The organism is Oceanobacillus sp. FSL W7-1281, assembly GCF_037969835.1.
In the GTDB taxonomy this organism is placed as follows: Bacteria; Bacillota; Bacilli; order Bacillales; family Amphibacillaceae; genus Oceanobacillus; species Oceanobacillus oncorhynchi.
The window spans coordinates 198719-217227 of sequence record NZ_CP150214.1; the positions used below are offsets into that span (position 1 = coordinate 198719).

Annotated in this window: 19 protein-coding genes; 14 read left to right on the plus strand and 5 right to left on the minus strand. The window is 38.7% G+C overall.

Annotated elements, in window-relative coordinates; all coding sequences use genetic code 11:
- Nucleotides 1-4 precede the first annotated feature (4 nt).
- The 5 genes from MKX55_RS01070 (at nucleotide 5) to MKX55_RS01090 (ending at nucleotide 5088) form a co-directional block, all read left to right on the plus strand.
- Nucleotides 5-385 carry a carboxymuconolactone decarboxylase family protein gene (locus MKX55_RS01070; protein WP_256705504.1) on the plus strand — a complete coding sequence of 127 codons (381 nt, stop codon included), beginning with the start codon at nucleotides 5-7 and terminating at the stop codon, nucleotides 383-385.
- Nucleotides 386-473: 88 nt separating this feature from the next.
- Nucleotides 474-2114, plus strand: a complete 1641-nt coding sequence (locus tag MKX55_RS01075; protein WP_339235414.1) for a DASS family sodium-coupled anion symporter — start codon at nucleotides 474-476, stop codon at nucleotides 2112-2114.
- Between the two features lie 71 nt (nucleotides 2115-2185).
- On the plus strand, nucleotides 2186-3607 hold the full coding sequence (locus tag MKX55_RS01080) for an aldehyde dehydrogenase family protein (protein WP_339235417.1): 1422 nt from the start codon (nucleotides 2186-2188) through the stop codon (nucleotides 3605-3607).
- A 467-nt stretch (nucleotides 3608-4074) separates the two neighbouring features.
- On the plus strand, nucleotides 4075-4428 hold the full coding sequence (locus MKX55_RS01085) for a flagellar basal body rod protein (protein ID WP_339181507.1): 354 nt from the start codon (nucleotides 4075-4077) through the stop codon (nucleotides 4426-4428).
- Nucleotides 4429-4452: 24 nt separating this feature from the next.
- Nucleotides 4453-5088 (plus strand): PspA/IM30 family protein, encoded by a 636-nt coding sequence (locus tag MKX55_RS01090; RefSeq protein WP_256705507.1) that lies wholly within the window; start codon nucleotides 4453-4455, stop codon nucleotides 5086-5088.
- 120 nt (nucleotides 5089-5208) lie between these two features.
- Here the strand turns inward: MKX55_RS01090 and MKX55_RS01095 are convergent, their stop codons facing one another.
- Together MKX55_RS01095 and MKX55_RS01100 are read right to left on the minus strand one after the other, a co-directional pair.
- The gene (locus MKX55_RS01095) at nucleotides 5209-5475 is read right to left on the minus strand and encodes a hypothetical protein (protein ID WP_339185069.1); all 267 of its coding nucleotides are present in this window, start codon (nucleotides 5473-5475) and stop codon (nucleotides 5209-5211) included.
- A gap of 81 nt (nucleotides 5476-5556) precedes the next feature.
- Nucleotides 5557-6138 (minus strand): TetR/AcrR family transcriptional regulator, encoded by a 582-nt coding sequence (locus tag MKX55_RS01100; RefSeq protein WP_339235419.1) that lies wholly within the window; start codon nucleotides 6136-6138, stop codon nucleotides 5557-5559.
- A gap of 235 nt (nucleotides 6139-6373) precedes the next feature.
- Between MKX55_RS01100 and MKX55_RS01105 the strand changes: the two genes are divergently transcribed.
- From MKX55_RS01105 to MKX55_RS01125, 5 genes are all read left to right on the plus strand, one after another.
- Nucleotides 6374-6814: a carboxymuconolactone decarboxylase family protein gene (locus tag MKX55_RS01105; RefSeq protein ID WP_339238379.1), complete on the plus strand. Its 441-nt coding sequence runs from the start codon at nucleotides 6374-6376 to the stop codon at nucleotides 6812-6814.
- A gap of 127 nt (nucleotides 6815-6941) precedes the next feature.
- Nucleotides 6942-7748, plus strand: a complete 807-nt coding sequence (locus MKX55_RS01110) for a VOC family protein (protein WP_339235422.1) — start codon at nucleotides 6942-6944, stop codon at nucleotides 7746-7748.
- 551 nt (nucleotides 7749-8299) lie between these two features.
- The gene (locus MKX55_RS01115) at nucleotides 8300-9076 is read left to right on the plus strand and encodes an ABC transporter permease subunit (protein ID WP_339235425.1); all 777 of its coding nucleotides are present in this window, start codon (nucleotides 8300-8302) and stop codon (nucleotides 9074-9076) included.
- Nucleotides 9077-9103: 27 nt separating this feature from the next.
- On the plus strand, nucleotides 9104-9799 hold the full coding sequence (locus MKX55_RS01120; protein ID WP_339235427.1) for an ATP-binding cassette domain-containing protein: 696 nt from the start codon (nucleotides 9104-9106) through the stop codon (nucleotides 9797-9799).
- On the plus strand, nucleotides 9800-10789 hold the full coding sequence (locus MKX55_RS01125) for an aliphatic sulfonate ABC transporter substrate-binding protein (protein WP_339181521.1): 990 nt from the start codon (nucleotides 9800-9802) through the stop codon (nucleotides 10787-10789).
- 114 nt (nucleotides 10790-10903) lie between these two features.
- Here the strand turns inward: MKX55_RS01125 and MKX55_RS01130 are convergent, their stop codons facing one another.
- Together MKX55_RS01130 and MKX55_RS01135 are read right to left on the minus strand one after the other, a co-directional pair.
- Nucleotides 10904-12346 (minus strand): sodium/proline symporter, encoded by a 1443-nt coding sequence (locus MKX55_RS01130; RefSeq protein WP_339235430.1) that lies wholly within the window; start codon nucleotides 12344-12346, stop codon nucleotides 10904-10906.
- An 80-nt stretch (nucleotides 12347-12426) separates the two neighbouring features.
- Nucleotides 12427-13314: a LysR family transcriptional regulator gene (locus tag MKX55_RS01135; protein WP_339181526.1), complete on the minus strand. Its 888-nt coding sequence runs from the start codon at nucleotides 13312-13314 to the stop codon at nucleotides 12427-12429.
- A 143-nt stretch (nucleotides 13315-13457) separates the two neighbouring features.
- Here MKX55_RS01135 and MKX55_RS01140 point away from each other — a divergent pair, with 143 nt between their 5' ends.
- From MKX55_RS01140 to MKX55_RS01150, 3 genes are all read left to right on the plus strand, one after another.
- Nucleotides 13458-14156, plus strand: a complete 699-nt coding sequence (locus tag MKX55_RS01140) for an L-2-amino-thiazoline-4-carboxylic acid hydrolase (protein ID WP_339181528.1) — start codon at nucleotides 13458-13460, stop codon at nucleotides 14154-14156.
- A 4-nt stretch (nucleotides 14157-14160) separates the two neighbouring features.
- Nucleotides 14161-15381 (plus strand): Zn-dependent hydrolase, encoded by a 1221-nt coding sequence (locus MKX55_RS01145; RefSeq protein ID WP_339235433.1) that lies wholly within the window; start codon nucleotides 14161-14163, stop codon nucleotides 15379-15381.
- A gap of 131 nt (nucleotides 15382-15512) precedes the next feature.
- Nucleotides 15513-16760 carry a cytochrome P450 gene (locus MKX55_RS01150; RefSeq protein ID WP_339235437.1) on the plus strand — a complete coding sequence of 416 codons (1248 nt, stop codon included), beginning with the start codon at nucleotides 15513-15515 and terminating at the stop codon, nucleotides 16758-16760.
- A 91-nt stretch (nucleotides 16761-16851) separates the two neighbouring features.
- Here the strand turns inward: MKX55_RS01150 and MKX55_RS01155 are convergent, their stop codons facing one another.
- Nucleotides 16852-17106, minus strand: coding sequence for a DUF4282 domain-containing protein (locus tag MKX55_RS01155; RefSeq protein WP_042530962.1), 255 nt, complete (start codon nucleotides 17104-17106; stop codon nucleotides 16852-16854).
- A gap of 375 nt (nucleotides 17107-17481) precedes the next feature.
- On the opposite strand from MKX55_RS01155, the gene MKX55_RS01160 reads away from it, so the two are divergent.
- Nucleotides 17482-18294 carry a hypothetical protein gene (locus tag MKX55_RS01160; RefSeq protein WP_339235440.1) on the plus strand — a complete coding sequence of 271 codons (813 nt, stop codon included), beginning with the start codon at nucleotides 17482-17484 and terminating at the stop codon, nucleotides 18292-18294.
- Nucleotides 18295-18509 lie beyond the last annotated feature (215 nt).

An 18509-nucleotide genomic window follows, 5' to 3' on the forward strand; every position in this document is an offset into this window, starting at 1 on the left:
ATAAATGACTGAAAAATTTGATAAAGGTCTTGAAATTAGAAAAGAAGTGTTAGGTAAGGAGTATGTGGAAACGTCTATCAATAATGCAACTGATTTTAATATGGATCTCCAAAAGTTTGTTACAGAATATTGCTGGGGAGAGATTTGGGGCAGAGAAGGGTTACCCAAAAAAACTAGAAGTATTATTAACTTGGCTATGATTACAGCATTAAATCGTCCGCATGAATTAAAGCTTCATGTAAGAGGAGCGCTAAATAATGGTTTAACAGAAGATGAAATCAAAGAGGTATTGCTGCAGACAGCCGTATATTGTGGTGTTCCTGCTGCGATTGATGCTTTTAGAACGGCAAAAGAAGTTATTGAGGATTATAACGCTAATTCATAAAGCTGATGAAGGGATTTCCTGAATGGGTCAGGTTTAGGGAATCCTTTCATTCAAAATCAATCAAAGACAGGGGTAAGGGAGGATATGTATGTCCAGAACCAATACTGCGGCCGATTTGTGGAATTCAATGTGGAAACAACACTACAGAATTAAAGAATTGTTTCAGTTTTCTTCGTATATGAAGAAGAAAGAAAGCTTAAAAGAAGTTGAAGATAACAGTATTGAGGAAGAAAAAACAAATAATAATAATCCTAATTTTAAACCCACATATACAAAAGCAAGATTAATTGGATTAATTTTAGGACCAGCATTATTTTTAGTAACCTTATTATTCTTTCAACCATCAGATTTAAGTTCTCAAGGGGTAGCAACTTTAGCGATAACACTCTGGATAGCCACATGGTGGATTACGGAAGCTATCCCAATACCTGCAACTGCTTTATTGCCTATCATTTTATTTCCTTCATTTGGGGCGCTGGGAAGCGGGGAGGTCGTGTCTTCATATGGAGATGACATCATCTTCTTGTTCCTGGGCGGCTTCTTAATTGCAGGTGCGATGGAAAAGTGGAATCTTCATTTAAGAATTGCGTTATTTATTATCAACCTGATAGGAGTCAGTTCAAATCGGCTAGTATTAGGGTTTATGGTATCTACAGGCTTTTTATCGCTTTGGATATCCAATACAGCTGCGGCGATGATAATGATTCCAATTGGTTTGGCGATAATTACCCAAGCAGCAAAATCATTTGAGAATAAACCCGAGAGTATAGACGATTTAAAGAAGTTTGAAAAGTCAATTGTATTTGGGATTGGGTATGCGGCAACAATTGCCGGTTCAGGAACGTTGATTAGTGGAACGGCTAACCCAATTATGGCAGCTCAGGCAAAGAAATTATTTGATGTGGATATTACTTTTGGGCAGATAATGATGGTAGGTATACCATTTGTTGCTATATTTATTACGCTGGTCTGGTTGTATTTAACAAAAGTGAAATATCGAACGAAAATAAAATATTTCCCAGGTGGTTCTGAAATAATTAAAGATGAGAAGAAAAAGCTGGGAAAAATGATTTTCGAAGAAAAAATAGTTCTTATTATATTTACTTTTGTTGCTTTTATGTGGATTACCAGATCTTTTATCTGGACTAATATTTTAATAGAGGTTTCAGATGGAATGATTGCCATGTTAGCGGTAATACTCCTGTTCTCTATTCCTGCAGCTAATAGAAAGGAAAGAATTTTGGAGTGGGATGATACGAAAAAAATACCATGGGGAATCTTAGTACTTTTCGGTGGCGGATTAGCGATAGCTGCAGCATTTACAAATACAGGACTTGCTGAATGGATTGGTCAACAACTGGTGCTGCTGGAAGGTGCACATTACCTCTTGATTTTAAGTGTACTAATTGCTTCTGTGCTTATTCTTACTGAGATAACATCTACTACGGCAACTGCTACGCTGCTTATGCCGATTGTAGGAATGTTAGGCGTAGCTATTGGAGTGAACCCGATAATTTTAATGTTAGCTAGTGCATTTGCGACAAATGCTTCGTTTATGCTGCCCGTAGCAACCCCTCCTAATGCAATCTTGTTTGGGACGGGAAAAGTTTCTATATTAGAAATGATAAAAGTTGGAGGAGCTCTAAATATTATTTCCTTCTTTTTAATTCTATTAATCGCAACCATTTATTTGCCTATGGTTTGGGGATTAGACATGCTTAACTTTTAATTTTAATGTTGGGAAAAATAATTAATGTTATTTTGAAAGCGTTTTATTATTGTCGTGAGAGGATAGATGTAATGGAAAAACTATTCATTAATGGGGAATGGGTAACGACCCAAAGTTCTGAATATCTTTATTCCCCGTATACAGAGGAAAAAATTGCAGAAATACCGATTGCTAAAGAAACAGAAGTTAATTTGGCTATTTATGGAGCATTTAAGGCGAAAGGTTCTTGGGCAAGGATACCAGCACATGAAAAAGCTAGCATCCTAGAAAAACTATCAAAGCTATATGAGAAAAATCTGGAAAAAGCAGCGGAAATTATCGCTATGGAGTCAGCAAAACCAATTCGATTAGCTGAAATGGAAGTTTCCAGGACCATTCAAACCTTCAAGTTTGCTGCTGAAGAAGCAAAAAGGATACATGGTGAAACAATTCCCTTAGATGCGGCGCCAGGAGGAGAGCGAAGAGTATCATATACAATCCGAGAGCCTTTAGGAGTAATTGGTGCAATCACACCATTTAACTTTCCTCTAAATCTGGTTGCTCATAAGATAGGTCCTGCTCTTGCATCAGGAAATTCCATTGTATTAAAACCAGCAAGACAAACACCGCTATCTTCATTCTATCTTGCAGAACTTCTTGAAGAAGCTGGTCTTCCAAAGGGGGTATTTAATGTAGTCACTGGTCATGGAAGTGTAGTTGGTGATTTATTGGTGACGGACTCGCGAATAAATATGATAACATTTACAGGAAGTCCGGAAGTAGGTGTAGGAATACGTAATAAAGCAGGATTAAAAAAAGTAACATTAGAGTTGGGATCCAATGCTGCAGTTATTATTGATAAGGATACAGAAGTGAATAAAAAATTAATAGATAGATGCATTACGGGTGCTTTTTCTAATAATGGTCAGGTTTGTATTTCGATACAAAGAATGTACGTACATGAAAATATATATGATAAATTTGCGGAGCAGTTTATAGAAGCAGCAAATAAACTAAAAATTGGAGATCCATTAGATTCAGATACAGATATATCGGCATTGATTTCCAAAAGAGAATTGGAAGACAGACTATCGTGGATTCGTGAAGCGAAGGAATCAGGTGCAGAAATAGCAACTGGTGGAAAAGAGGAAGGAACTGTGTTATGTCCAACAGTCATTTTGGAGGCAGAGAATAGATTAAAGGTATCTTGCCAAGAAGCTTTTGCTCCTATTGTCATTTTAAATAAAGTAAAATCTGCAGCAGAAGGAATCCATTTTGTTAATGAATCCAGGTTTGGACTACAGGCAGGTATTTATACAAAGGATATCGAGACAGCATTAGAAGCTATTGATAAGCTTTATGTAGGAGGAGTACTTATAAATGATATTCCGACCTTTCGTGTCGATCACATGCCTTATGGAGGAGTGAAAGAAAGCGGGATTGGCCGGGAAGGTATCAAATATGCAATCGAAGAAATGACGGAAATGAAATTAGTAGTTTGGAATAGAAATTGAGAAAAGGAAATTTATAAAGTATATCTGAGAATAAAGGCAATAAGGAAACTCCGAACTACCATTTGAATGGAAATTAGTTTGGAGTTTTTTTATGGGAGGAATAAAAGAATGTGCTGATCAGATAATCAACTATAATTTGTCGAACATAAGTGAGGAGCTCAGACGGAGCTGCTCATTTTTCTTTGGTCTTATTGTTTCCATAACCTTCAATTTAGTTCCCGGTTTAAAATAGCATTTTTAGCTTTTACAAAACGTTATAAGCTTGTTCAAAGCATTTATCTGTCCATTTTATATCTGCGACATGCAAGTATTTACGTCTAGATGAAGCTTTAATTTGCCGCCCCTTCCACAATGGATTAGATGCAAATAGACCTTAAGGCGTAGACAAAGATATTTCTTAGGCTCATTACGAAAAAATGCTAGAACCGATAAGATAAAGATACGATAACGAAAGGGGAAAAAACAAAATGAAAAAATTCATGTTGTTTATCGGAGGACTCATTGCAGTACTTGTCCTTCTCGCAAATTTAGGTCCAATGGTATTGCTGGTGTTAAGTGTAGGCTTACTTTATGTATGCTTTAAAAAATTTATTAAAACAGATTCAGTTGCCGCAAAAATAGGATGGGTGATTTTAGGGTTAATCGTATTAAGCATCACATTCTCTAACATTTATGCTGTTTTAGGCATTGCAGCGGCTTATGCACTTTACCTTATCTATAAAAACTGGAACACACCGGAAGGCTCTGTTGTCCACGAAATAAAAGAAGATGATGATCCATTTACGAATTTTGAAAAACAGTGGGCAGAGTTAAACAAATAAAAAAATTTAAAGGAGAGATTGACTATGTCAACAAATATTTTTACACGAATGAAGGATTCTATTTCAGCAGATTTACACACGATGATGGACAAAAAGGAACAAAAAAATCCGATTGCAGCACTAAACCATTATTTACGCCAAAGTGAGCAGGAAAAAGAAAAAGTAAGAAAGCTGATTGACCGTCAGTATAAATTGAAAGAAGAGTTTGCACGTGAGTATATAAAAGCACAAGAACTTGCAGATAAGCGCTTAAAACAAGCACAAATTGCCGATCGTGCGCAAGAAGAGGAAATGCATGAATTTGCTTTAAAAGAACATGAAGAATATCAAAATCGTGCTGATCGCATGAAAGCGTCCAGAGAAGAGGCAATCACGCAGCTGGAAAATCTGGAGCAGAAATACGAAGAAATGAAGCATCGTCTGAAGGATATGCACCTGCGCCGTATGGAGCTGATGGGACGTGAAAATATTGCCAAAGCAAATCACCAAATCAATCGGGTCGTGGATGAATCATCAGAAAAACCTTTCTCCAAGTTTGGAGAGATGGAGCAATATATCGAAAACCTGGAGTACAAAGTAAACAATGCTTACTATAAAAGTACTTTTGACAGTAAAATTGCTGCCATTGAAAAGAAATTAGATGAAAAGGAAGTAAACTAGAGCTTGAAGGTAAAAGCGAAAAAAGTGTTCTTTACTGCTTCAACAAAACTCCTCTACATTACAAATTTGTAATGAGAGGAGTTTCTATTAAAAAAAACCAACATGTTTGCAGTATAAAAATCATTTAATAAAATGAGTATGACGTGCTTTCCAATCTTCCAGTTTAATAAACACCCAGAATCCATAGATACCTAATGTGATAATCGTTAAAACCCACCATTTGATCCAGTTGCCAAAAAGACCGACAGCTGAACCTGAAAAATGCATTCGTTTGCCGTCAACAAATGTATGATTTATTCTCCACCCATAAATCATTGTAATTGACCAAGGATAACAAATTCCTAGTGTGAAGACAGTCATTAATGTCCCAAGAATAACCCAGCCAATAAATTGAAGTAATCCACCATCAAAGAAGCCGGTTCTTCCTTATACTGTAGTAAAAAAGTGAGCCCTGCTAAAAAGCTCAGCTCACTTTTCTTTTGTTTTCATATCCTGTCTAACATAGTTAAACCGCGTTATTTCCTCAAAAGCTTTTATCAAATCGTCATACGTATGTTGAAAATCGCTATCAACCCATTTCATCAGGATATTCCACATTCCGCCTGCGTTGAAAGCTAAAGCAAATTCCATATTTTCTTCACTGATGGCATAGGCAAATTTGTTTTCAGTGAGTCTATGGATAGAAGGCAGGTGTTTATTAAAAGTCTTTAATAGTAAACTATCTAAATCATTTTTTCGAATGATACGAATAAAGTCTATATTTTCCATCCAAAAAGTGATGAAAATGCTTGCCACTTTCCCCATGTCCATATTTTCTCCTGCATCCAGCCTTCGCAGGTATTCTTGTGCCAGCTGATGGAGGTATCGTTCCAGAACAGCATTTTTCGAATCAAAATGCCGGTAGAAGGTACTTCGGTCTAAAACGGCTTGTTCAGCAATCTCTTTAATGGTGATTTTATGGAAGGATTTTTCTTCCAAAAGAGATAAAAGCGCGTCTGTAAGCCATTCTTGAGACCTGATGGCAGAAGGATTATTGCTTGTATCAGACATCTTGTTCCACCCCTCTTTGTACATCCTACATATAATGGGGGTTTGTAGGACTTACTTAAATTGTATTGATTCTTTATTACTGCTAGTATACGATACCCTTAACAATGCAACAAATGTTGCACTTATTTGATGGAAAATAAGAAGGTACGTGGATTTTAAAACATTTACAAAAAGGAGAATGGATATGGCAAAGCTGGTTAACAAAGGGATTGTGAAAGCGGCAGGAATGATGAAAATGGATAATCGAATAAACTATTTTAAAGTTGCTCCAGGTGCAATGGCCCCCATTATGGAATCTGAAAAATATGTCAGGAAGACTTCGATTGACAGGAAGCTGAAAGAGCTTATTAAGATTAGAGTTTCACAGATTAATGGGTGCTCCTATTGTTTAAGCATGCATACCAAGGTGGCTAAAAAGTTAAACGTATCTGACAAACAGATAGATGCACTGAAGCATTGGAAAACGGAAGAAATATTTACGGAGATGGATCGGGCTGCATTTGAACTGGCAGAGAATATGACGCTAGTTTCAGAAAATGGAGTCAGTGATGCGTTGTATGAGAAGGTAAGGGAATATTTTGATGAAAAGGAATATGTGGAGCTTGTAATGGTCATTATTCAAATCAATACGTGGAATAGATTGTCTATTGCGATGGGGAATCACGCTGAAAGTTAGAGGGTAGAATACAGTAAATCATGCAGGTGGTATTTTAAATAACGAAGAACTACAATTTTTTTCTGAATAATATTTTAATTCATTAGTTATTTCCTATAAAATGAAATGTAAAAAGGAGAGAATACAAATGCCTTTTCAGTTTGACCACCTTGTTCATTTTGTTGACAGTCCAGAAGAAGCAAAAGAGGAGTTAAAGAAGCTTGGTCTCCATGCTGTAGATGGAGGAAAGCATGATAATGGCGGCACTTATAATGCGCTTAGTTATTTTGGTTTAAGTTATATCGAACTGATTGGCGTGTTTGATCAGCAGTTAGCTGATCAGCCTGCCGAAAAATATAGCCTGAGAGATACCTTTCAAAAAGATGGTTATGCTTCAGGTTTATCCAGAATTGCATTAAGGTCCCGTAATCTGGAGGAGGAAGCAAAGCGTTTTAAATCACTTGGACTGGAGGTTATTGGTCCAGTTCCTTTAGGGAGAAAAAGAGCCGATGGCAGCACGATAAATTGGAAGCTGTTATTTGCAGGGAAGCCGGAAGAAAAGCTAGTCTTGCCATTCTTTATTGAATGGGAAGAAGCAGATGAAGAACGCAGAAAAAGCCTGGAAGAGCAAGGAACGATTGCCGCTCATCAAAAAGGAAACCTTTCCTTAGAATCTGTCGGCTTTGCTGTGAAAGATGCAAAAGCTGTTATCGAAAAGTGGGAGACTTATTTGGGATTGGAGCAGGGAGAAGCGTTCTTTGATAAAGGTCTAGATGCGACAGGACACCGTTTAAAGCTGCCAGGCGGAGACATTCTGTTTTATGAGCCTGAAGGTGAAGGGATAGTTTCTGATACGCTGAAAAAAAGAGGAGAGAAACCTTTTATTGTTACCATTTCGGGAGGAAATCGGAAGGAGCAATTTAAAGTAAAGGATGCCATTTACCGGTTTGTTTAACGTATTAAACAGCTGATTAAACCTGCTGTATAAGTGATTTTTCTGCTATTCAAATTAATGAATCACCTTACCCCCTGGCCAGGGGGTATTTTTTTATGGAGCAAATATGCTATGAGGCCGATTTTATGTGCTTATTTTTACAAGAAAGCTTGTACTTTCACTAAAAAATTGATAGAAAATTAGTCAGTTATTCTTCTTCAAAATGGATAAAATACCTTATCCTTTGTTCATTGAATAAAACCTGTTATATAAATTTAACATGTGAAACTAATTAGAATATGGTACAGTTATATAAATTGTAGCGATATAAATATTGAATATTTACAATTCCTAGAGGAAAGGTTATAATTGAAGCATTATTCAATAGAATAAAGATATTTAAAGCTTTAGGAATATACATATATTATCATGAAGCAAGCGTATTCTGTTCGATTCTTGCCAGATTCAATCAATCTGTTTACATATTTTTGTTGATTGAATTGAAACAGAATGCAGGGAGTAAGATACAAAATCTTGTCGAAAAATTCATACATACGAAAGGGGCAGAATGAGTGAAAAAGAATAAGTGGTATAATAACCAGCTATTTCCGTGGTTATTACCGATTGTTGTGGTACTTTTATGGCAGGTGCTTGGCGACCGCGATTTGATTAAGTCTACTATGCTGCCGACTCCGCTCGAAGTTGTCGAAGCCGGGAAAAACTTATTTCAAACGGGGGAGCTGCAGAAGCATGTATATATAAGTACAGAGCGTGCTGTCATCGGATTCCTCATTGGCGGAACGATTGGTTTTCTGCTTGGGCTGTTTAATGGAACCGTTCTATTTTTAGAAAAATTAATCGATACATCGATTCAAATGATACGGACGATTCCGCATTTAGCGCTTATCCCGCTCGTTATTCTATGGTTTGGAATTGGAGAGAGCGCCAAAATATTTCTTGTTGCGGTCGGCGTGATGTTTCCGATTTATATCAATACGTTTAATGGTATCAAGAATGTGGATTATAAATTAATCGAGATGGGGAAAGTGTACGGCATGTCGAAGTGGCAGCTGTTCACGAATATTATTTTACCTGGAGCCATGCCGAATATTTTGGTCGGAATTCGTTATGCGCTTGGAGTGACATGGATTTCGCTAATTGTTGCGGAGACAATAGGTGCTGATGCAGGGATTGGCTATTTGGCAACAACAGCCCGCGAGTTTATGCAAATGGATATTGTGGTGTTAACGATTGTACTTTATGCAATTTTAGGAAAGCTGTCTGACTTCATTGCTAAAGTATGTGAACAGCGCTTGTTGAAATGGAACCCGGCATACCGGAAGAATTAACTGCTAAAGTCAGTCAGGAGGGGTTACATGTTTGGTATCGAGTTAAAGAACGTAGGGAAACGTTTTGGGGCAAATGAGGTTCTACGAAATATTGATTTATCCATACCGAAAGGCAGCTTTACAGCAATTGTAGGAAAAAGCGGCTGTGGGAAAAGTACACTGTTAAGAGTGATTGCTGGATTGGAAGAGGTGACGGGCGGCTCTTTAGCTTATACCGGTGCAGAAGCAAAAAGATCGAATATACGCATTATGTTCCAGGATGATCGCCTGCTTCCATGGAAAAATATTTTAAAGAATATCGCTATTGGCGGAGTAAATAAGGCAGACGCGGAAGCAGCATTAGAAAAGGTAGGACTGCGTGATAAAAAAGGGGATTGGCCAGATGAATTGTCTGGCGGGCAAAAACAGCGTGTGGCACTAGCGAGAGCGCTGGCAAGCAACCCGGATGTCTTATTGTTCGATGAGCCGCTGGGAGCGCTGGATGCCTTAACTCGGATGGATATGCAGCATTTAATGGAAGGACTTTGGCAAGAGCAAAATTTTACTTCTGTTTTAGTAACGCATGACGTATCTGAAGCCGTTCATTTAGCAGATCGTGTTATTGTACTGGATGAAGGCGGCGTGAAATTGGATCAGGAGATTGATTTAGAGCGGCCGCGGGAGCGAAATGAAAAGTTTACAAGTTATGAAAAGAAAATACTAGACCAAATCGTAGGAGGATAAATGATGAGGAAATTACTCTTTGCACTGATTACTTTTAGTTTCATAGCTGTACTGGCAGCTTGCGGCGCTGATTCAGATGCGTCTGAAGATGGCGAGACGATCCGTCTAGGCTATCAAAAAGGGAATACTATGAATCTATTAAAAGCCCATGGTACGTTAGATGAAGCATTAAATGAAGCCGGCTATAATGTAGAATGGAAAGAATTTGCAATGGGTGCTCCATTGATTGAAGCGTTGAATACGAATAATATCGACTTTGGCCATTCCTCGGATGTACATAGTGTACTGATGCAATCTGGAGGGCATAACGTTAATTATGTAGCTTCGGAGTCCCCTTATCCAAAAGGCGTTGCGTTACTGGCAAGAGAAGGTTCAGGCATTGAAACCTTAGAAGATTTAAAAGGGAAAGTAGTCGGTGTGACCAATGGCGGGAATCAGCACTATCTTCTATTAGAATCATTAAAGCAGGCTGGTATCGATTGGGATGAAGTAGATATGAAGTTTTATAAGGATGCCTCCGAAGGCTTGATGGCTTTTTCCAACGATGAATTTGACGTGTTTGGAACATGGGACCCCTTTTATGCGATTGTACAGGACCAGAATGAAACACATACGATTCTTGATGGAACAGACCTCATTGAAAATCGTACGTTCTATTTAGCAAGAGATGATTTTGCTGATGAACAGCCAGAAGCACTTACCATTATTTTAGAGGAATTAGAAAATATGGATCAGTGGGCAAATGAAGAGAAAAGAGAGGCTGCTGAAATACTGGCAGACGAGTTAGGATTAGATCCGGAACCGCTGGAGGCTGCAAATGAGCGACGGCAGTTTGGCGTGCAAAGAATGACAGAAGAAGTGATTGCAAACCAGCAGCAATTAGCTGATACCTTCTATGAAGCAGAACTGATAGATACGGAAATCAGCGTGCAAGAAGCGGTAGATGCGTATGATTTAGATGAATCGGTTTTTCCGGATAATATTGAATAAAATAAACAATTGCCTGTTCCCGAATAACGGCTCATGCGGGTAAACAGTAACATAAGGACAAGAAAGAGCTCATTCAACCTGGAGAATGAGCTCTTTTTACATCTATTTCCTATTTTAAGCTGCAGCTTTTGGTTCTTTATCCGGATAAAGTAAAGAAAATACAATCCCGACTATCAAACAGATAAAGAAGGTTGCAGCTTTGGCAGATACAATTGCTTCGAGCGGTGAAAGAGACCAGGCGACAGCACTGACTGCGCCGACAATAATGGTTGCAATAACACCGATTCCCGAAACGCGTTTCCAAAAGAAAATGAGCAGCACAACGACGGAAAAAGTGTTTCCAATCCCTGCCCATGCAAAGGAAACGAGACTGTAAATAACAGATTCTGATTTCAGTGAAATAATAATGCCGATAATCCCGCTGATTAATGCCACGAACCTGGATAAATGTACGAGTTTTTTACTGGTAATATTCCACCTGAGCGTTTTATGGATAATATCTTCGCTGATGGAAGTAGTAATGACTAATAACTGCGAAGATGCTGTCGACATAATCGCAGCCAGAATCCCGGCAATGATAATTCCGGAAACCCATGGCGGTAAAATTTCAAAAATCATGTGTGGCAGAATCATTTCTGGATCAGCCAGTGTGCCTTGTGAATATAAAGCAGAGGCAAAAATAGCTGATAGAAAGGCTCCTACATAGACAATCATTGTCCAGATAATAGCCATGTTTCGGCCGGTAACCCGTTCTTTTTCTGTTGTAATTGCCATAAACCGGGAGCTTAGCTGCGGCTGTCCGCCGAGCCAGCCAAAAAACCAAGAGAAGTTGGTAAATAGCATTGCTCCTAAGGCGAGACCATTTAGGCCGCCAGTCCAGCTGTCAGCACCTCCGCCTCTTAAAGAGAGTTCTGCAGAGACGCTCAAACCTTGATTCTTAATCTCTATAAAGGCAACGATAGGTATGATAATAAAAGAAAACAGCATTAAAAAGCTTTGTACAGCATCTGTCCAGACAACGGACATAAAGCCGCCCAAACAGGAATAGGCGATAATAATCATTGCGATAATAATCGTTCCCCAGGTAATGCTGAATCCGGAAATAGAATAAATGGTTTTTCCCATTCCAGAAAACTGGGCTGCTAAATAACAGACAAAGAAAAATACCATGACAATCGATGCTAACCAGCGGATTATATCCGCATGCTTCGGAAATTTAACTGCAATATAATCAGTTAAACTATTCACCTTGTATTTTTGCTGCTCCATCATAAATCGTTTGGACAGGAATAACCAGGAAGCGAGCACTCCAAAGAACATTCCTGATAATACCCAGATACCGGATAAACCGGCGACATAAATAAATCCAATCGCTCCAAGGAACATATAGGCAGATTCCCCGGTAGCACGTTCTGAAAAAGCGAGGACCCAGCCCGGGACTTTGTTGCCTCCCAGAAAATAATCGTTATGTGTTAAATCTTTTTTGCTAAAATAAATTCCTATTGCAAGCATGGCGAGCAAATAGAGAATAATTTCTACGTAAATTACCGTTTGCACAAGCTTTTTCCTCCATCTATAGTTAAAATGAGATAAAACCTATTAGTTTTATCAGATATTATGCTGTTTTTAAAGATTTGTCAATCATTAATTGGAAAATCCTCCGTTAATATTTTACATATTTCTACAAATTTCATTGCTGCCGGTGATGGATACGTGTTTCGTTTATAAGCAATGCCAACGGTGCGTGCATGGTGTTCAGAAAAGTTCTTTTGAACAAGACTTGCAGGCGCATGGTGTAAAATAGATTTGGGAACAATGGAAACACCTAAATTTTCCGTAACCATTGTTAAAATGGCTTGATCGACCGATAATTCATATACGACATTTGGGGTAATGTCATGCTTGGATAAGATGCGTAATACATCGCGGTCAATATTTTGTTTTGGCATAATCCAGCGCTCATCCTTTAATTGCTTCAAGACCAGATCTTCTTCTGCAGCAAGCGGGTGATCTTTTGCCATAATGCACAGAAGCTCATCCTCAAAGATAAAATCAAATACTAGATTTTCAGATACTGGCTCCGCAAGAAATCCAATATCCACCACACCATGCTGCAGCCAATTTTCAATTTGATCATAATCTCCTTCCATCAGCTGAATAGTGACGTCCGGATGATGCTCCTCGAAGTAGGATAAAACCTTTGGCAGCAATACAAGCGAGATACTGGGAAGGACACCGACGGTAATCGTTCCGCCAATCAATTTTTTTAAATTGGCGACGGTATTTTCAAGCTTTTGCTGCTCTTGCAGAATTTTCGAAACGTGTTCATAGACCATTTTTCCATTGCTTGTTAAAATAATATTATTCCTATTCCGAATGATTAAGGAAAGGTCCAGCTCCTTTTCTAAATTATTCATTGCATGCGTGATGGATGATTGTGTCAGATTGAGCTTCTGGCCGGTTTCCGTAAAGTTGCCGGTTTCAATTAACGTGTGAAGAGCGATGTATTGCGCTAATGTAGGCATATTACAAACTCCTTTTTTAAATATATTTTTATGAATTTATTTCATAGTACTATATTAAAATATTCATTCGATTTATAGTTGATTTTATTTTATAATAGATTTAAACCCAAGTAAAATAATAAGAATTTAAGGAGATAGATAAGATGAGTGAAGAAAAGCTGATGATGAAAGCTTTGTCCATGGATATTATTACAGCGAAAATGTTTACGGAACTTCATCTTTCGATTACAGAAGCATATGGTGAAAAAGAAGGGCGAAAGCTTGTGCAGCAAGGTTTGGAAGCATTCGGATTAAAAGATGCCGAAACCATGGCACAGAAAGCAACAGCAGAAGGACAAAATCATGCCTTTTATGAATATTTACCTCAAGTTGTGGAGGAAGAAGAAAAATATGCAGAATTAACAACCTTTGCACGTTTTTCCAAAATGTTTGCCCAAATTTCAAAACAGGTCGTAGACAAATATGAAGAAGAGGGTGAGGATGTCATTCGGCGTGCTGTAGAAAGGTACGGAAGAAAGCGCGGAGAAGGGATTGCCCAGCGTGCGCGTGCCAATGGATTAGAAAATAATTCGGATAATTACTTGAAAAACTATGATATGGCCCGGAGTGAACTATTTGAAGTAGATACCGTGCATAAAGAAAATGAAGTAGAACAAACCTTTACGTATTGTCCGTTCGGTCAGCAATGGGCAGATGATGATATGGGCAAATACGGCATTCTTTACTGCCAGGTAATCGATCCTTCTGTGGCGAAAGGATATAATAAAAATTTTGAAGTTGTGCATGACCAATATGTACTACGTGAAGGCCAATGTCACTTCCAATTTCAGATGAAGGAGTAAGACCATGATAAATGCCAATAGATTGTTGCAGCGACTGGATGAGTTAAGCCAGATTGGCCGGAACCACGAAACAGGCGGTATAAACCGCTTCTCTTTTACAAAGGAAGAGCAACAGGCAATTGACCTTGTAATAGAATATATGAAAGAAGCAGGCATGCAGGTAAATGTGGATGGAATTGGAAATATTATTGGCTCTTATGGAGATGCAGAAGAAACAATTATGCTGGGCTCGCATATCGATACCGTTCCGGATGGCGGGAAATTCGACGGCGCTTTAGGGGTGCTGACGGCCATTGAAGTCGTGCAAACCCTTCATGAAAACCAGATTCCGCTTCATAAAAAGGTGGAAGTAACTGCATTTAAAGATGAAGAAGGAACGCGATTCGGTTTCGGACTGATTGGAAGCCGCGCGATGGCAGGACTGTTAAAAGCCGAACAATTACAGAAAACGGATGATGCGAATATCACCATCGAAGAAGCAGCACGGCAATTTGGATTATCCCCCTTTCCTTTAGAAAAATTAAAGCGGAAGGATATCAAAGCATATTTGGAGCTGCATATTGAGCAGGGAAAAGTACTGGAAAAGGAAGATTTGCCGGTAGGTGTAGTCACTGGAATTGCCGCTCCATTGTGGTTAGAGGTAACTGTGAATGGAATCAGTGAGCATGCCGGAGCAACCCCAATGCATATTCGGCACGATGCATTAACCGCAGCCAGTGAGATGATTTTGGCAGTGGAACAAAGCTTCCAGACAAAAGGCGATTCTGTCGGCACCGTAGGAAAATTGCAGGTCGAGCCAAACGGTGTCAATGTTATTCCGGGAAAAGTAACCTTTACCATTGATATTCGTGATATTGATGAAAAGACTATCCGTGAATTAGAACAAGAAGTGAAGCAGCAAATTAATGACATAGCAGCGCGACGGCATGTCACCGCAGCGGTAGTAGAGCTGCAGCGTGCGAAGCCGGCAAAGGCTGACGGAGCCCTGCAGCAGCAATTTGCAGCTAGTATCGAAAAACAGGGGATCCGTCCTTATACTTTAGTCAGCGGTGCCGGCCATGATGCCATGAATATCGCTGCGGCCGCTCCGGTTGCGATGTTATTTGTCAGGTCGAGGGATGGGATCAGTCATAACCCATTAGAATACAGTTCGGATGAAGACATTGTGATTGCCGCCAATGTGCTTTATGATACGGTTTTAGAGATAAGCGGGAAAAAAGATTAGGACAGAAATATACGTTAGATAACAGGTAGTGATTTTTCACCAATGGGTGGAGAATCACTATTTTTTGTTTAAATAGGAAATAAAAAAGGAACGATATAATAAAGTACATTATTTATGGAGGGTGAATCAAAATGACAGAGACACATATGCCAAAAGACAAAGGTTTGGATCATACGCTGAAGCTCTTGGATGAAGGGTACCGGTTTGTAACCAATCGATCGGATAAGTTTGAATCCCGTGTGTTTGAAACAAGGTTGTTAGGGGAGAAAACCATTTGTATGGTAGGTGAGAAGGAAGCAGAACTTTTTTATGATAATGCCAAATTTTCTCGAAAAGATGCTTCGCCTGGCCGAATTCAGAAAACGCTGTTTGGTGAGGGAGGCGTTCAGGGATTAGACGGAGCGGATCACCATCATCGGAAAGCGATGTTTATGTCTCTGATGACAGAAGAAAGGCTGAACGAGATGTCTGCTATTATTCGGGAAGAATGGGAGCAGGAAATGAAGCATAATTCCAAAGAAGAAATACAAGTTTATCAAGCAGCTAAGTATGTATTGACGAAATCGGCCTTACGATGGACAGGGGTTCCTTATGAACAAGAAGATATCCCAGAATGGGCAGACCAGCTAAGTGACATGTTTGAAGATGCAGGTGCAGTTGGATGGAGCCATTGGCAAGCCAGACAATCCAGATCGAAAGCGGAAGAACGAATAACGGGCTTGGTGGAGAGAGTCCGCGAAAACACGGCAGAAGAGGTTCGTAAGGATAGTGCCGTATACCATTTTGCAATACATCGGGACGTGAACGAAGAATTACTGGATGCTTCCGTTGTTGCCGTTGAATTACTGAATCTGTTGCGCCCAATCGTCGCAATTGCTGTTTATATAGACTTTGTTCTGCTGGCTGTACACGATTACCCGGAAGAAGCAGAGAAATTGAAGACAGAAGAAGATTTGCATCGGTTTATTCAGGAGGTAAGAAGATTTTATCCATTTTTCCCAGTTGCTCCTGCACGGGTTAAAGCGGATTTTACCTGGGGAGAATATACCTTTAAAGAAGGGACATTAACATTATTGGATTTATATGGTACAAACCATGACCCGGTTATTTGGGAACAGCCAGATCGGTTTCAGCCGGAAAGGTTTCAAGGTTGGAAGGAGTCTCCATTTAATTTTATTCCGCAGGGCGGCGGAGAATTTGACATCGGTCACCGCTGTGCCGGCGAATGGATGACAATGGATGTCTTAAAAACGACACTCGACTTTTTCGTAAACCATCTTTCGTTTACATTTATTGAACAGGATTTGGATTATGAGATGAATGAAATTCCGCCTGTTCCAGAGAGCGGGGTTATTATTGAAGGAGTACAGTTGAAATAAAGCATGGATGAAATCTGTTTTGAAGCTTGAAAGGGAATGGTGTATCGCTTTATGTGATACACCATTCTCTTTCTTTTTTAACTCTGATGAATTATTTATCCCTTATTTGTTTTAAGGTTTCATAGATTTTGAACATAATAATCAATAACTCACAATAAACTCGCACTAAGAGGCTTCCAATAACAATCGTGAGAAGACCTGAGAAAATAAGTAAAAATTCTTCTTCAATAATACCTGTAAAAATAGTAATAAGGCCAAATATAACGGACGCAGCAAGTCCAACCCAAAATAATACCTTGATGATAATAGGTGTAATCATCTCTTCAAAACTAAAAAATTTGTTCATAAAGTTTCCTCCTTTGTTCTTTTTTAACAGTATACGTTAAAAACATTTGATTTTTCAAACGTTTATAGGTGTTATGCGTATCAAATTTATTGATAAAGCATAGAAGTCGATTCTGATATTTGGTATATAGGTAATTAGTTTTGTTTTGAACTTTAATTCACGGGGTTAAAGACCCTTTTATATAAAACATGAAACTTCCTTCCTGTTTTTTGTTAAATCCCTTATTTCTACAGGTTTTGAGTTTGAAAATAATTAATTTATGCTAATGTTAATTATATACTAAAATATCAAACATATTGAATCTGGGTAGAAATCTCGCTTAGGAAGATTTGTTTGAAGTAGTATAACTCAAAAAATTATACAAGGAGTGGTAGGATGGAGAAAGAGGATAAACAGCAAGAAAAAGGTGTAGAGGAGGAACACGCTGCATCGGCACCGGATGGAGAGAAAATGGAAGAACTGGCGATGGAGCAGGAGACACAGCAGCTGGATGCTTCGAATCAGCCGGAGCAAGAGCCGAATGAAGCCAAAACACATCTAGAGCAGGCTGCCGGCGAATCCAGTGAGGCAGGTCAGAAGGAAAAAACAAAGGGATCGCAATTTGATTTTCAGGAAAGCTTTAATGAAATCAAAGGGATTGCATTAGACGCAGCATTAAGGCCAAATACACTTATTCATTCCGGCCGGTCGATAAAAGTGGAAACCAGTCTCATTATTTTCGCTTTATTAGCTATACTTGTAAGTATTTGCCATTATTTATTTTATCGATATGGCTTTGATGGGCTGTTCTACTTTTTGGGAGACATTAATTTCACCTTTGTTTTACAAACCTTTGTCTCTTGGCTTATTACATTTGCGATAGGTTATTTCTCGCTCTATATTCTGCTGAAGCAGTTCGGGAATAAAACAATGGAGCATAAGGAATTATTGACGAAATACGTGGTGGTCAATATTCCGTTTGTCCTTGTGTTTTGTCTCGTGACATTGTTTTTTGGCTTATTATTCATTGATTTATTTATTGTGACATATGTATTTTCATTATTACTTTTCGGCTTTATACATGTTTATTTATTTTTAGCGCTTATGGAAAAATCTCGTTTTGATGTTTTTTGGACCTTAACGGTATATCAGCTGGTACTTATTGTTGCGTCGTATTTCTTGGTTGGCGTGGACTTTGGAGGAATTTAATTTATCTCAACGGAAAAACCAGAGCGATCTTCGGATTACTCTGGTTTTTTGATTTGCCCAATAAAAGTGGCAAATTCCCTGCTGTTATGTCTTTTTAACTATTTCTGTGCAAGGGTAGATATCTCTTCCTGTTTTTTAATGCTTACTAAAACAAGGCTTGGGCCTATACGGAACGCGGATTGAATAAACCTTAAAAAATGGGAAATTTAAAATAA